The organism is Loktanella gaetbuli, from assembly GCF_020531945.1.
Taxonomy (GTDB): Bacteria; Pseudomonadota; Alphaproteobacteria; order Rhodobacterales; family Rhodobacteraceae; genus Loktanella; species Loktanella gaetbuli.
The window spans coordinates 239634-252361 of record NZ_JAJATZ010000004.1 but is presented as its reverse complement, the minus strand read 5'-3'; the positions used below and the strand labels follow the sequence as shown (position 1 = coordinate 252361).

Sequence of the window (12728 nt, the reverse complement as noted above, 5' to 3'; positions counted from 1 at the left end):
CCCTGCGATACGCTAGGGCCAAAGAGGTGCGCCGCCTAGCCGGACGTTGCGTTCAGCACGTCGGTGATCGCGGTGGTGATCAACTCCAGACAGGTCGGGTCGGAAAACCGGTGATCGGCCCCTTTGACCAGCGTCAGGGTCATGTCGGGGCCTGTCGCGTGACCCAGCAGGCGCAGGGCCACCGATTGATCGACGTCGGCGTCAGCGGTGCCTTGCAGGAACCGGGTCGGGAACGGCAATGGCAGCGGGCCGCGCAACACGAGGTGGTTGCGGCCATCCTCGATCAGGCGGCGGGTGATGATGTAGGGATCGCCATAGTCGCTGGGCAACGCGATCTGGCCCTTGTTCGCCAGATCATCACGCTGGGCGGGGGTGGCGTTGGCCCACATGGAATCTTCGGTAAAGTCGGGGGCGGCGGCGATGGTGACCAGACCCGCGATGCGGTCAGGGATGGCGCGGGACAGCAACAGCGAAATCCAGCCGCCCATGGAGGATCCGACCAGGACCAGCGGCCCGTCGATGAGGCTGACGGCGGCCTGCGCGTCCTGAAACCAGTCACCGATTGCACCCTCGGTAAAGGCGCCAGAACTGTCGCCGTGACCCGAATAGTCGAACCGCAGAAATGCGCGCTTGTGGGACTTGCACCAGTCTTCGAGATAGACTGCCTTGGTCCCGCCCATGTCGGATTTGAAACCGCCCAGAAACACGACCGTCGGACCCTGCCCCGCTGTCAGGTGATATGCGATCTGGCGACCCTCGGGCGTGGTCAGGGTATCATGCGTCATCTTGCACCTCGTTCAGGCCCAGCGACAGGGCGCTTGCTGTCCAACACATCACGGCGAACAGGGCGATGACAAGGGGCACCGACACGGAGGCGATACCAGCAAACGCCGCACCGGCGGCGAACAGAACGACGCCGACGACCGTGTTTGACAGGGCCGTGTAGGGCGCGCGGTCGGCTGCGTCGGCCATATCGACCAGATGCGTGGACCGGCCCTGACGCACCCCGTTGTAGGAGATCATCAGGCCGAACAGCGCCAGCGGAATTACACCCGGCGCGCCGATGCCACCCAGCCAGCCCAGCAGGGCGACGACAGACAGCACGCCCCCACCCGCAAGACCCGCGTACAGCAGCACGCGGCGAGACGACCGGTCAGACAGCCGCCCCCAGACGTAGGATGATAGTAGCGAGGCGATGGCACTGGCCAGCACCAGCGCGCCCAGTTGGCCAAAGCCCGAGTCTGGGTTCAGCAGAACGAAATACGGCGGGGCCAGTGCCGTACCCACCAGCAGGCTGCGCACGAAGATGAACCGCATCAGCTGCGGGTCCTTACGCAGCAGTCTGAACTGGTCCCAGCCGATGCTGCGCGCAGCGTCGCCCGTGCTGGGCTGTTCGCGCAGGGTGGCGAAAATGGCAGCTCCCCCGATCCAGAAACCGCCCGCCAGCAGCAGGGCGGCAATGACGACGGCATAGCGGTCGCCGATCCCGGTCAGCAGGATCAGCGCGAACACGATCACACCGACGCTGGCCGCCGTGCTGGCCGCACCCGTGGCCGTGCCGCGCCGCGATTTGCCGACGGTTTTGCCCAGCACGTCCTTGTAACTGGCGGAACAGACCGACCGGGCCAGCGCCAGCACCGCAAGCAGGCCCACGATAACAGCACCCGCCGCATTGCCGTCCAGCGTCAGCGCCGCCACGGCGATCAGGATTGCGCAGATGCCCTGGACAAATGCGCCACCCGCCCAGAACCATTTGCGGATGGTCTGACGCGTGATCACGGGTGTTGTGAATAGTTGTGGCAACAGTGCGCCGCTTTCGCGGACGGGCACCAGCAGGCCAGTCCAGAACGCCCCTGCACCCAGCGATGTCAAAAGCCACGACAGCACCAGTTTGGGATCGATCAGACCGTCCGCGATCTTGGATCCCGACAGCGACAAGACATGGCGCAGGAAACTGCCCGGCTCGACCGCGGCGGCATCATCGGAAAGCCCACCTTGGGTATCGGGATCGTCAACGAGATATTCGAACAGGTCGTCGGTCAGGTCCTGGGGCATGGTGTCCTCTGTCTTGGTTTGCGACAGACATAGTGCGGCGTCGTGCATTGACACCATGTCCCGTGCAGGCCATTCAGACCGCACATATCCCGCAACCGGGCGCACCTGTAGGCGCCAAACAGACGAGGAGCCGACATGGCCCAGATCACCCTGACACTTCCCGATGGCAATGCACGCACATACGACGCCGGCGTCACCGCTGGCGACGTGGCTGCCGATATTTCGACCAGCCTGCGCAAAAAGGCGATCAGCGCCACGGTGAACGGCCAGCACTATGACCTTGCCTGGCCGATCTCGGCGGACGCCGATATCGCGATCAACACGATGAAGGACCGCGAGCCCGCGCTGGAACTTGTGCGCCATGACCTGGCACACATCATGGCGCGCGCGGTCCAAGAGATCTGGCCAGACACGCAGGTCACCATCGGGCCGGTGATCAAGGACGGCTGGTATTACGATTTCGACCGGGCAGAGCCGTTCACGCCGGAGGATCTGGCGACGATCGAGGCCAAGATGAAACAGATCATCAACGCCCGAGACGACGTTCGCACAGAGGTTTGGGACCGCGACCGTGCGATCCAGCACTACACCGACAAGGGCGAGCCCTATAAGGTCGAACTGATCGAGAGCATCCCCGGCGACGAGCCGCTGCGCATGTATTGGCACGGCGACTGGCAGGACCTCTGCAGGGGGCCGCACTTGCAAAACACGGGTCAGGTGCCGGGCGATTCCTGGCGTCTGATGTCCATCGCAGGGGCCTATTGGCGCGGCGACAGCGACCGGGCGATGCTGCAACGCATCTACGGCGTGGCCTTTACCAACAAAGAGGACCTCAAGGCGCATCTGACGATGCTGGAGGAAGCCGCCAAGCGCGACCACCGCCGTCTGGGCCGCGAGATGGACCTGTATCACATGCAGGAAGAGGCCCCCGGTCAGGTGTTCTGGCACCCCAACGGCTGGACGATCTACACCGAATTGCAGGACTACATGCGCCGCAAACAGCGCGCCGACGATTATGTCGAGGTGAACACGCCGCAGGTGGTTAACCGCGTGCTGTGGGAAAAATCCGGCCACTGGGACAACTATCAGGACCATATGTTCATTGTCGAAGTGGACGAGGATCACGCCCGCGAAAAGACGGTCAACGCGCTAAAACCGATGAACTGCCCCTGCCACGTGCAGGTGTTCAACCAAGGTCTGAAATCCTACCGCGACCTGCCGCTGCGCATGGCGGAATTCGGGTCGTGCAACCGCTATGAACCATCGGGCGCGCTGCACGGGATCATGCGCGTGCGCGGTTTCACGCAGGACGACGGGCATATTTTCTGCACCAACGACCAGATCGTGGCCGAGACGGAAAAATTCATCAAACTGCTTGCCTCGGTCTATGCTGATCTGGGGTTCGAGAACTGGACGATCAAACTTTCGACCCGCCCCGAAAAGCGGATCGGGAGCGACGAAAGCTGGGACCGCGTCGAGAAGGCGCTGGGCGATGCCTGTCAGGCCGCGGGCTATGATTTCGAGCTGCTGCCAGGTGAAGGCGCGTTCTATGGCCCCAAGCTGGAATTCACGCTGACCGACGCCATCGGACGTGAATGGCAATGCGGCACCTTGCAAGTTGACCCCAACCTGCCGGAACGGCTGGATGCGAATTACATCGCGCAGGACGGTGACAAACATCGCCCCGTGATGCTGCACCGCGCCGTGCTGGGATCGTTCGAGCGGTTCATCGGTATCCTGATCGAGAGCCACGCAGGCAAGCTGCCGTTCTGGCTGGCCCCCCGTCAGGTGGTCGTCGCGACCATCGTGTCGGACGCGGACGACTATGCGACCGAGATCGTGGCCGCGTTGCGCAAGGCGGGTGTGCGCGCCGAGGCCGATACGCGCAACGAAAAGATCAACTACAAGGTCCGCGAACATTCAGTCGGCAAGGTGCCCGTCATCCTCGCGCTGGGCGCGCGCGAAGTCGAGGAACGCACCGTTACCGTGCGGCGGCTGGGCGAAAAGCAGACGCAGGTGATAGATCTGCACGCAATCCTCGCATCACTCAAGGACGACGCGACGCCGCCCGATCTGCGCTGAACATTAGCCAAGGGGGGCCGAATTTTCGCGAAAATTCGGTGGGGGCGCTGCCCCCAGACCCCCGGGATATTTTGAAAACAGCGCGTGCCGGCGCTCAGGTCGTGATGATCAGCGTCACGATGCTGGTCATGAGAAGCCCGATGCCAGCATATGCCTTGGCCGAGATCCGTTCCTTGAACACCAACGGACCGATCAGCACAGAAAAAAGTTCGATCTGGCCGACGCCGTAGAACAGCGCCACGGTCTGCAGCATGGAGGCAGTGAACCAGCAAAGCGACCCCGCCATGCTGGTCAGCCCGACGAGCCCGGCCCCTGCCATGTCAAAAATACGAACGTAATCTGACCGGGTGATGTGGTCCGCAACCAAAGGGTCATGACCGTCGTTTGAAAGGCTGTGACGCACGCCAGCATGATGACCGCGCGGAAAAACGCGTCCCCTTCAGCCAGTGGTGTGACGCACCGCAATAGCCTACGGCCGATAGTGCGAAAAACTTGCCATATCCCAGGCCCAAGGCAGCCGCCCGATTGAACAGACGACTGTACCAAAGGCCGGTGGCCTGCGGTTCATCCGAGAGGGGCAGCACCCCCGGCAGGCCGATCAAGAGTGCCAGCCAGGCGACCGTAGGTAAACTTTCGCCCAATATGAGCACGGCAACGCGCGCGGATAGGACAACCTTTGCCCCCTTGAAAGTTACCCCAACGGCAAAGTGTCGATGGATAAACAGAGTGACGACACAGAGCGTTGCGAGGATTTGCGACGCGCCGTCCAGAGCAGCGCCCCCCCAGAAGTGCGGCGGCAAAGGTGTTGTCGCCTGATCGGTTGCGCTTGCGTAGATCAAAGCGAGAAGAGCCGTCAGCGGCGCGGAATAAACAAGCCGTGCAAAAGTTCCGCCAGCGGTTGAGAGGGTCGCGGGCCGCAATTGTTTTTGCAGCATGAATCGGATCGTCTTGGGCGGCCGCCACGCCAAGTGTGACCCAGACCCAAAGATCAGGCCAATTCACTTGCGCCCCACAGCGCGGCCGGCACCGTCAGGCATCGGCAATCCCGCATGGGCCGCAGCGATGCGCGCCAGCGGGATAGCGACGGCGTCACTTGGTGCGCAAGCCGACCGGGTCGTCAGGCTGACGTGGATCAACATGTGTTCCCCCGTTGCCAGCAGCCTGTCCCCCGCCCACATGCGGTGAAAGAGATGCATCTTTTTCCCACGCCCCGCCAGCACCTGCGTGTCGATGTGGATACCGGTTCCCTCCTGCACCTCGTCGAGGTGACGGATATGGGTTTCCGCGGTGAAAAAGCTGTGACCTGCCGCGACATAACCGGGTGTACATCCCACGAGGATCATCATGCGGTCCGTCGCCTCGCCAAAGGCGTGCAGGTAGCGCGCTTCGGTCATGTGGCCGTTGTAGTCGGTCCAGTCCAGCGGGACGGCGCGGGCAAAGGTGGTCACGGGCCGCGATAGATCATCCACGCTGCCAAGTGTTCGTGACACCGTGTCCCGTGCCAGGTCCAGCGCGTTCAGGACGCTTCCCACACCGTGATTGCAGGTCTTGAACCCGCGCAACAACGTCACCAGCAGCCTGTCCCGCGCGTCCCCGTCAGGCACATTGTCCGCAACCACGCAAAGCGCTTGCTGTGTCTCAACCAGTGCCGTGTCACGCGGTGCGTTCTCACCCACTGGCACCATGCCCAGCGATCTGAGCGTCGCGACCGCACCGGCAACCACGGGCGCGGGATTGGCCCGGCTCTGCGTCATTGCAACCGACGGCATGAGGTAGATCGGATCGAAGCCCACTGCGCCGATGATCTGGCCGGGAGAGGCTGTCGCCGATTGCAACGCTGCAATGTCATGATCCGCGCTGCCGATCGCGATGATGGCGTTCGGCGGGCAGAGGGCCGCGACCGTGGCAATCAGGTCCCGGGCGGCCGGCAGGTCAGGTGGCGGGCAAACCGCGATCCAGTCCACCCCGGCCACAGTCGCGGCAAGGTCCTGCTGCAGGCTGCGGCGTCCCGGGCGGGGCGGTACAACGTCACTCAGGCTGGACAGCGCGCGGCCGGCACGCGCCAGCAGGTCGGACCCTTGCGCAGAGGACGGGACCACACCGGCGTGAACCACCACGTCCCACCCCATCAACTGGAAACGTGCAGCCCAGCCGGCCGCAGCGGGTCCTGATCCGATGATCGCAGCGCGCGGCACGTCAGTTCGCCGTCGCCAGATCCTGCATTTCGCGCGCGGCGTTCATGTCGGTCTCGACGGTCGGATCGTCGATCACGGCGCGCGGAACGGGATTACGTTTTACCGATGGATCACAGGCCGTCATGGGGCTGTTTGCATCGCGGATGATCAGCCCGCCACCGGCGCGGCACTGTTCAAACGACATGGACGACCCGACGACCAGAAACTCGCGAAAGCCCGGTTCAGTCCCGCCGGGCGCGTTGGTCATGGTGCCGACCTCACAACCGGCCACGAGGATCAGCGCCCCCAAAGCTGTCAGAAGTCGTGTCATTGCGGCACCTCCATCAATCGGTTCAAGTCATAGCCGTTGAAGTCGAGGACCTCTTTTGCGGCAGTCAGACGGTCTGCGGGGATATCGGGTGTGCGGTTCAGGATCCAGCCCGAACGCCCGTCGGGCGCACCCACCACGGCCGTGCGATACCCCTCGTCCACCCATAGCACCCAGTAATCGCCCCGCACAAACGGGACGTTGTCGAAACTGACCTTCAACCTGCCCGGCCCCACGACCTCGGCCCGGCCCTGAATCGTGGACCTGACTGTGCCGTCGGCATTGCGACAGGTGTTCAGGACCGACAGGCTTCCGTCAGGCAAAGCTGCGTAATCTGCCGAAACACCCGTGCAGCCAGCCTCGAACGGGACCGGATAGCGGGCGACCTCGTACCAGCGTCCGACGTAGCGGTCAGGCTGGAACAGCGCGGCAGAGGCAATCGGCTGGTCGCGGTCGCGGTATACCTCGAACAATCCGCCGACCTGTTCGTCCGGGAGGGGCTTTGCGCACGCTGCCAGCAGCAGCAGGATCGACAGACGTTTCATGAAAGTCCCCTTTTGCGCGACCTTGCCGCAGCACCGGTGACCGGGGCAAGCGTCCAGACTTCTTCTGATCAAAAATATCCGCCCCGCCGGCGAGGCGACCCGCAGTGTCAAACCACGCGCTGCGCCCGATACGACGCGGCAAGAATTCAATCCGCGGGGCCACAGCCCCGCGGTCCGATCAATATGGCATCGGGTGGGCGCGGTGTGCTGCGTCGATGTCCTCCAGCACCTCTTGACCCAGCACCACATCGCGCCCCGCGAGGATCTGCGCCAGTTGGTCCGCTGTCGTCGCGCCAAAGATCGCCGACACCGGAAACGGACGGCTGAATTGCCAGGCCATCGCCAGATGCACCGGGTCGATGCCGTGTTTGGCAGCAATATCCAGATAGGCCTGCGTCGCGGGCAGAACCCGGTCGGTCAGACGGCCCCCCATGTCGGTGTTCAGCGACATACGGCTGCCGTCGGGCACCTGGCCGTCCTGATATTTGCCGGTCAGGAAACCGGCAGCCAGTGGAGAGAATGACAGCAGGGTCACGTCCTCGTTCACCATCGTTTCGGACAGGTCGGTATCCATGTGCCGGCACAACAGCGAATATTCGTTCTGGATCGACGCCATGCGCGGCAGGCCGTGCTCCTCGGCTACATCGCACCATTTCGTGGTGCCCCATGCGGTTTCATTCGACAGGCCGACGGCGCGGATCTTGCCTGCCTTGACGGCCGTATCCAGCGCGCCGAGAACCTCGTGCATGTGGTCCAGCGTCTGCGCGCGGTTCTGGCCGGAGGGATCATAGGACCAGTTGCTGCGAAACGCCCAGGTGCCGCGCACCGGCCAGTGCAGCTGGTACAGGTCGATGACATCGGTTTTCAGGCGCGTCAGGGATTCGTCGATGGCCTGTCCGATGTTCGCCCCGGAAAACCCTGCCCCATCACGTTTGAAACCGGGATTTGGTCCTGTCACCTTGGTTGCCAGCACCCATTCATCGCGACGCCCCGTCCGGGCAAACCATTCGCCAAGGTATTCCTCGGACCGGCCTGCGGTTTCCTTGGCCACGGGGTTCACGGGATACATTTCTGCGCAGTCGATGAAATTCAGCCCCGCATCCAGCGCCATGTCCATCTGGCGGTGCGCGTCGTCCATCGGGGTCTGGTTGCCGAATGTCATCGTGCCAAGGCACCAGTCGGTCACCGAAATATCCGTGCGGCCTAGGGTCAGCGTTTTCATCTGTGTCATCCTGTGTTGATTTGGCGCGCACAGTAGCCAGCCGCGACCGAACCGCAAGAGACCCGGACACGCAGCTGTCGCTGACCACTGGCCTTGCGGGCGTCCGCCCGCTAGATAGCGGGTCACACCACGACAGGATACACCATGGCCCGCCACCTCATCACCTCTGCCATTCCCTATATCAACGGGATCAAGCATCTGGGGAACCTTGTCGGATCGCAGCTGCCTGCGGACCTGTATGCCCGCTACCTGCGCGCGCGCGGCCACGAGGTGCTGTTTCTGTGCGCCACGGACGAACACGGCACCCCGGCAGAACTGGCCGCGGCCAAGGCCGGCAAGCCTGTGGCTGACTATTGCGCGGAAATGCACGACGTGCAGGCGCGGATCGCGGATGGTTTTGCCCTGTCGTTCGATCACTTTGGCCGGTCGTCCAGCCCGCAGAACCGGGCGCTGACCCAAGCTTTTGCCGGGCGCCTCGCCGATCAGGGTCTGATCCGCGAAGTCACCGAGGAACAGGTCTATTCCGTCACCGACGGGCGGTTCTTGCCGGACCGCTATATCGAGGGGACCTGCCCCAATTGCGGGTTCGAGGACGCGCGCGGGGATCAATGCGACAATTGCACGAAACAGCTGGACCCTACGGATCTGATCAATCCGCGATCCACGATTTCGGGTGCCACCGACCTGGAGGTGCGCACGACCAAGCATCTGTATCTGGAACAATCCAAGCTGAAGGGCCAGCTGGCCGACTGGATCGCCAGCAAGGCAGACTGGCCCGTGCTGACGACATCCATTGCGAAAAAGTGGTTGAACGACGGCGATGGTCTGCAGGACCGGGGCATCACCCGTGATCTGGACTGGGGCATCCCGGTCAAGCGCGGGACCGAGGACTGGCCCGGCATGGAAGGCAAGGTGTTCTACGTCTGGTTCGACGCCCCCATCGAATACATCGCCTGCGCGCAGGAATGGGTGGACGCGGGCAAAGGGTCTGATTGGGAAAGCTGGTGGCGCACCGACAAGGGTGCGGACGACGTGCGCTATACCCAATTCATGGGCAAGGACAACGTGCCGTTCCATACGCTTTCATTCCCGGCCACGATCATGGGGGCCGACGACAACTGGAAGCTGGTCGATTACATAAAGTCGTTCAACTATCTCAACTACGACGGCGGTCAGTTCAGCACCTCGCGCGGGCGCGGTGTGTTCATGGACCAGGCGTTGGACATCCTGCCCGCCGATGTATGGCGTTGGTGGCTGTTGTCCCATGCGCCTGAATCATCGGACGCGGAATTCACCTGGGAGGCATTCCAGCAGGATGTGAACAAGGATCTGGCGGATGTGCTGGGCAATTTCGTCAGCCGCATCACCAAATTCTGCCGGTCCAAATTCGGTGAGACCGTCCCAGAGGGTGGCACAGCCGGCGACGCCGAGGCCACATTGACGGCAGAGCTGGACACCCGGTTGGCAGCCTATGCGCAGCACATGGACGCCATCGAGGTTCGCAAGGCCGCAGCAGAACTGCGCGCGATCTGGGTCGCGGGTAATGAATACCTGCAATCGACAGCCCCCTGGACCACGTTCAAGACGGACCCCGAACAGGCGGCCTGTCAGGTGCGTCACGGTCTGAACCTGATCCGGCTCTATGCCATCCTGTCCGCCCCGTTCATCCCCGACATGGCCCGCATCATGGCAGAGGCGATGAATGTCACCGATCTGGATTGGCCCGAGGGTGCGGCAGCGGCGCTGACCGCCCTGCCAGCAGGCCATGCGTTCGTGGTGCCTGAAAATCTGTTCACCAAAATCACCGATGATCAACGCGCGGACTGGTCCGAACGCTTTGCCGGAATACGTGAGGGGTAACGATATTGGATAACACCGGCACTGTGTTAGTGTTTCCATAACCTGAACAGACTGGACCACCAACATGCGCACCATGGCCCTTATTGCGACTTTTGCCCTGACCTCGACTGCGGCAGCCGCCGCCACCTGCGGCAATGACGCCAGCGGTTTCAACAGCTGGAAACAGCAATTCGCCCAAGAAGCGACCGCCGCTGGCATCGGCCAGCGCGGGCTCGCGGCGCTGGCCAATACCAGCTACGCGCAGCGTACGATCAATGCGGACCGCAACCAGATATCGTTCCGCTACAGCCTGGACGAATTCATGCGCATCCGTGGTGCGGACACCATCGTGGCGCAGGGTCGTCGCAAGATCGCGAACAACCCGACGTTCTATGCCAACCTCGAGGCGCGCTATGGCGTGCCGGCGAGCGTGATTGTCGCAATCCACGGTATGGAAACCGCATTCGGCAATTTCATGGGTGACAGCAATGTGCTGAGCGCGATCACGACCTTGGCCTATGACTGCCGCAGGTCGGATTTTTTCACACCACACGCGCTGGCCGCCCTGCAATTGGTGGATCAAGGTTCGATTAGTGCAAACACGATCGGCGCGATGCACGGCGAGTTGGGCCATACGCAGTTTCTGCCAGCCAATGTGATCCGCTACGGCGTGGACGGGGATGGCAACGGTGTGGTCGATCTGACCAACCAGACCGACGCGCTGTATTCCACAGCAAATTTCCTGCGCCAGAAAGGCTGGCAACCCGGTCAGGGCTATCAGGAAGGCGAGCGCAACTACGCCGTAATCCAGCAATGGAACGCGGCTGGCGTCTATCAAAAGGCCATCGCAATCATGGCCGCACGGATCGCGGGTTGACCGCGACCGTCCACGATATGGAAACAATTTTGCCTTGATTTGGTCAAGCGCGGTTGCGAGGGTCCGTCGAGGGGCCTCGCAATACGCGGGCCGAACATCAAGCGACAAGAGGCAAGAATGGCGAGTGACAACGCTCCGAAAACCGACGCAGAGGCAACCGCACAAAAGCCGGGCACCCTGCCCAGCAAGTCGCGCTACAAGTCAGGCAACCCGTTCGAGATGCCGCAGCGGCATGATGCGAACCACCTGCTGAAGCTGTTCAAGAACCGGCGCGACACCATCCGCAAGGAAAAACTGGATCCTGAAACCGCGACCTTTGACGACGGGCTGGAGGATTATGTCTGCACCGATGCGGACAAACCCGGCAAGACGTTGCAGCGGTTCCGCGATTTCGCCCTGCCCTATACGGCGATCTATCAAGGTCAGGTGATGCAGGACCTGTGGTGCCTGTTCGAACTGGACGGCAAGCGCGAAGGTTATTTCGTCGATTTCGGTGCCACCAATGGCACGACGATGAGCAACTCGATGATCCTCGAACGTAATTTCGACTGGAAAGGCATCGTCGCCGAGCCCAACCCGATCTTTCACGAAAATCTGGCGCGTGCGCGCGAATGCCATATCAGCCACAAATGCGTGCATTCCAGCACGGGCGACACGATGGAATTCCTGATGGCGGCGCGGCCGATGTTTTCGCGCCTTGCCGATGCATCCGACGGGCTGGAATTCGAAGAAGGCGGTGTCGAGGAACGGATCAAGGTCGAAACAATCACGCTGAACGACTTGCTGGACGAATATGACGCGCCCGACGTCATCGATTTCATTTCCATCGACACCGAAGGATCGGAAATGGACATCATGGAAAAATTCGATTTTGGACCGCGTCACGTGCGTCTGTTCGCGATCGAGCATAACCACGAGGAACGGCGCGATCACATCCTAGAACTGATGACGTCAAAGGGATACGTGCGCCGATTGCCCGAATTGTCGAAATTCGACGACTGGTACATCCACGAAAGCGATATCCGCGACTGACCAAAATGGGTGGCGGATCGAACGGTCCGCCGCCTAGCTGCGCCGCAGGCGCAACACCACATCCACAGCGACCACATGCGTGCCCTCGGGGGCGGCAGGCAGATTGCGGATATCCAGCGACTCGCGCGGGGCGTCGGTCAGTTCGGCGGAATCTTCCCAGAAAAAATGCGGATGGTCGCACAGATCGGTGTCAAAATAGCTCTTGGCACCGTCAACAACGATTTCGCGCAACAGGCCCGCATCGCAAAACGCGCGCAGCGTGTTGTAGACGGTCGCCAGCGACACCTTGCCGTCGGCGGCGCTTGCGGCCTCGAACAATGTTTCGGCGGTCACATGGCGGTCACGGCCGTCACCCATCAACAGGGCAGCCAGTGTGACGCGCTGACGGGTGGGACGCACATTGGACTGCGACAGCCATTGCGTAGCACGTTCCGCGTGGACGGGGGTGATATCGGGAAATCCTGCCATACCGTCGTTATATGGGAACGCGGTGCCGCTATTCAATGACTTTTCCACCCTGCCGTGGTCCCGTTGACTTGCACGCTGCAGAGCCGCAGTGATAGGTCTGTTCACG

13 protein-coding genes are annotated in these 12728 nt (G+C 62.2%); 4 read left to right on the top strand and 9 right to left on the bottom strand.

Annotated features, from left to right (window positions below; genetic code table 11):
- Nucleotides 1-35 precede the first annotated feature (35 nt).
- Together LGQ03_RS10675 and LGQ03_RS10670 are read right to left on the bottom strand one after the other, a co-directional pair.
- Nucleotides 36-785, bottom strand: coding sequence for an alpha/beta fold hydrolase (locus LGQ03_RS10675; protein WP_226748379.1), 750 nt, complete (start codon nt 783-785; stop codon nt 36-38).
- The gene (locus tag LGQ03_RS10670; protein WP_226748378.1) at nt 775-2103 is read right to left on the bottom strand and encodes an MFS transporter; all 1329 of its coding nucleotides are present in this window, start codon (nt 2101-2103) and stop codon (nt 775-777) included. Before LGQ03_RS10670 ends, LGQ03_RS10675 begins: the two co-directional genes overlap by 11 nt.
- A gap of 87 nt (nt 2104-2190) precedes the next feature.
- Between LGQ03_RS10670 and thrS the strand changes: the two genes are divergently transcribed.
- Entirely contained in the window at nt 2191-4137 is a 1947-nt protein-coding gene (thrS, locus tag LGQ03_RS10665; RefSeq protein WP_226748377.1) for a threonine--tRNA ligase, read from the top strand.
- Between the two features lie 94 nt (nt 4138-4231).
- Here the strand turns inward: thrS and LGQ03_RS10660 are convergent, their stop codons facing one another.
- The 6 genes from LGQ03_RS10660 to LGQ03_RS10635 form a co-directional block, all read right to left on the bottom strand.
- The gene (locus LGQ03_RS10660) at nt 4232-4456 is read right to left on the bottom strand and encodes a hypothetical protein (RefSeq protein ID WP_226748376.1); all 225 of its coding nucleotides are present in this window, start codon (nt 4454-4456) and stop codon (nt 4232-4234) included.
- Nucleotides 4457-4508: 52 nt separating this feature from the next.
- Nucleotides 4509-5072: a hypothetical protein gene (locus tag LGQ03_RS10655; RefSeq protein WP_226748375.1), complete on the bottom strand. Its 564-nt coding sequence runs from the start codon at nt 5070-5072 to the stop codon at nt 4509-4511.
- A gap of 63 nt (nt 5073-5135) precedes the next feature.
- Nucleotides 5136-6332, bottom strand: coding sequence for a thioesterase family protein (locus tag LGQ03_RS16725; RefSeq protein ID WP_226748374.1), 1197 nt, complete (start codon nt 6330-6332; stop codon nt 5136-5138).
- A gap of 1 nt (nt 6333) precedes the next feature.
- On the bottom strand, nt 6334-6642 hold the full coding sequence (locus LGQ03_RS10645; RefSeq protein WP_226748373.1) for a hypothetical protein: 309 nt from the start codon (nt 6640-6642) through the stop codon (nt 6334-6336).
- Nucleotides 6639-7184, bottom strand: a complete 546-nt coding sequence (locus LGQ03_RS10640) for a lipocalin family protein (RefSeq protein WP_090158974.1) — start codon at nt 7182-7184, stop codon at nt 6639-6641. The genes LGQ03_RS10645 and LGQ03_RS10640 overlap by 4 nt, the downstream gene beginning before the upstream one ends.
- 178 nt (nt 7185-7362) lie before the next feature.
- Nucleotides 7363-8406 carry an aldo/keto reductase gene (locus LGQ03_RS10635; RefSeq protein ID WP_226748372.1) on the bottom strand — a complete coding sequence of 348 codons (1044 nt, stop codon included), beginning with the start codon at nt 8404-8406 and terminating at the stop codon, nt 7363-7365.
- Between the two features lie 144 nt (nt 8407-8550).
- Between LGQ03_RS10635 and metG the strand changes: the two genes are divergently transcribed.
- From metG to LGQ03_RS10620, 3 genes are all read left to right on the top strand, one after another.
- Nucleotides 8551-10266 carry a methionine--tRNA ligase gene (gene metG, locus LGQ03_RS10630; protein WP_226748371.1) on the top strand — a complete coding sequence of 572 codons (1716 nt, stop codon included), beginning with the start codon at nt 8551-8553 and terminating at the stop codon, nt 10264-10266.
- Nucleotides 10267-10339: 73 nt separating this feature from the next.
- On the top strand, nt 10340-11122 hold the full coding sequence (locus LGQ03_RS10625; protein WP_404807654.1) for a lytic murein transglycosylase: 783 nt from the start codon (nt 10340-10342) through the stop codon (nt 11120-11122).
- A 117-nt stretch (nt 11123-11239) separates the two neighbouring features.
- The gene (locus tag LGQ03_RS10620) at nt 11240-12154 is read left to right on the top strand and encodes an FkbM family methyltransferase (RefSeq protein WP_090158978.1); all 915 of its coding nucleotides are present in this window, start codon (nt 11240-11242) and stop codon (nt 12152-12154) included.
- A gap of 33 nt (nt 12155-12187) precedes the next feature.
- Here the strand turns inward: LGQ03_RS10620 and irrA are convergent, their stop codons facing one another.
- Nucleotides 12188-12622: an iron response transcriptional regulator IrrA gene (gene irrA / locus LGQ03_RS10615; RefSeq protein WP_056038227.1), complete on the bottom strand. Its 435-nt coding sequence runs from the start codon at nt 12620-12622 to the stop codon at nt 12188-12190.
- Nucleotides 12623-12728: the final 106 nt, after the last annotated feature.

What these genes read in the sequence shown, in the direction of transcription:
- LGQ03_RS10655 (WP_226748375.1), bottom strand. Translation starts at nt 5,072, where the DNA reads ATGCTGCAAAAACAATTGCGGCCCGCGACCCTCTCAACCGCTGGCGGA.
- thrS (WP_226748377.1), top strand. Translation starts at nt 2,191, where the DNA reads ATGGCCCAGATCACCCTGACACTTCCCGATGGCAATGCACGCACATAC.
- LGQ03_RS10660 (WP_226748376.1), bottom strand. Translation starts at nt 4,456, where the DNA reads ATGGCAGGGGCCGGGCTCGTCGGGCTGACCAGCATGGCGGGGTCGCTT.
- irrA (WP_056038227.1), bottom strand. Translation starts at nt 12,622, where the DNA reads ATGGCAGGATTTCCCGATATCACCCCCGTCCACGCGGAACGTGCTACG.
- metG (WP_226748371.1), top strand. Translation starts at nt 8,551, where the DNA reads ATGGCCCGCCACCTCATCACCTCTGCCATTCCCTATATCAACGGGATC.
- LGQ03_RS10645 (WP_226748373.1), bottom strand. Translation starts at nt 6,642, where the DNA reads ATGACACGACTTCTGACAGCTTTGGGGGCGCTGATCCTCGTGGCCGGT.
- LGQ03_RS10640 (WP_090158974.1), bottom strand. Translation starts at nt 7,184, where the DNA reads ATGAAACGTCTGTCGATCCTGCTGCTGCTGGCAGCGTGCGCAAAGCCC.
- LGQ03_RS10625 (WP_404807654.1), top strand. Translation starts at nt 10,340, where the DNA reads ATGGCCCTTATTGCGACTTTTGCCCTGACCTCGACTGCGGCAGCCGCC.
- LGQ03_RS10675 (WP_226748379.1), bottom strand. Translation starts at nt 785, where the DNA reads ATGACGCATGATACCCTGACCACGCCCGAGGGTCGCCAGATCGCATAT.
- LGQ03_RS10635 (WP_226748372.1), bottom strand. Translation starts at nt 8,406, where the DNA reads ATGAAAACGCTGACCCTAGGCCGCACGGATATTTCGGTGACCGACTGG.
- LGQ03_RS10670 (WP_226748378.1), bottom strand. Translation starts at nt 2,103, where the DNA reads ATGCACGACGCCGCACTATGTCTGTCGCAAACCAAGACAGAGGACACC.
- LGQ03_RS10620 (WP_090158978.1), top strand. Translation starts at nt 11,240, where the DNA reads ATGGCGAGTGACAACGCTCCGAAAACCGACGCAGAGGCAACCGCACAA.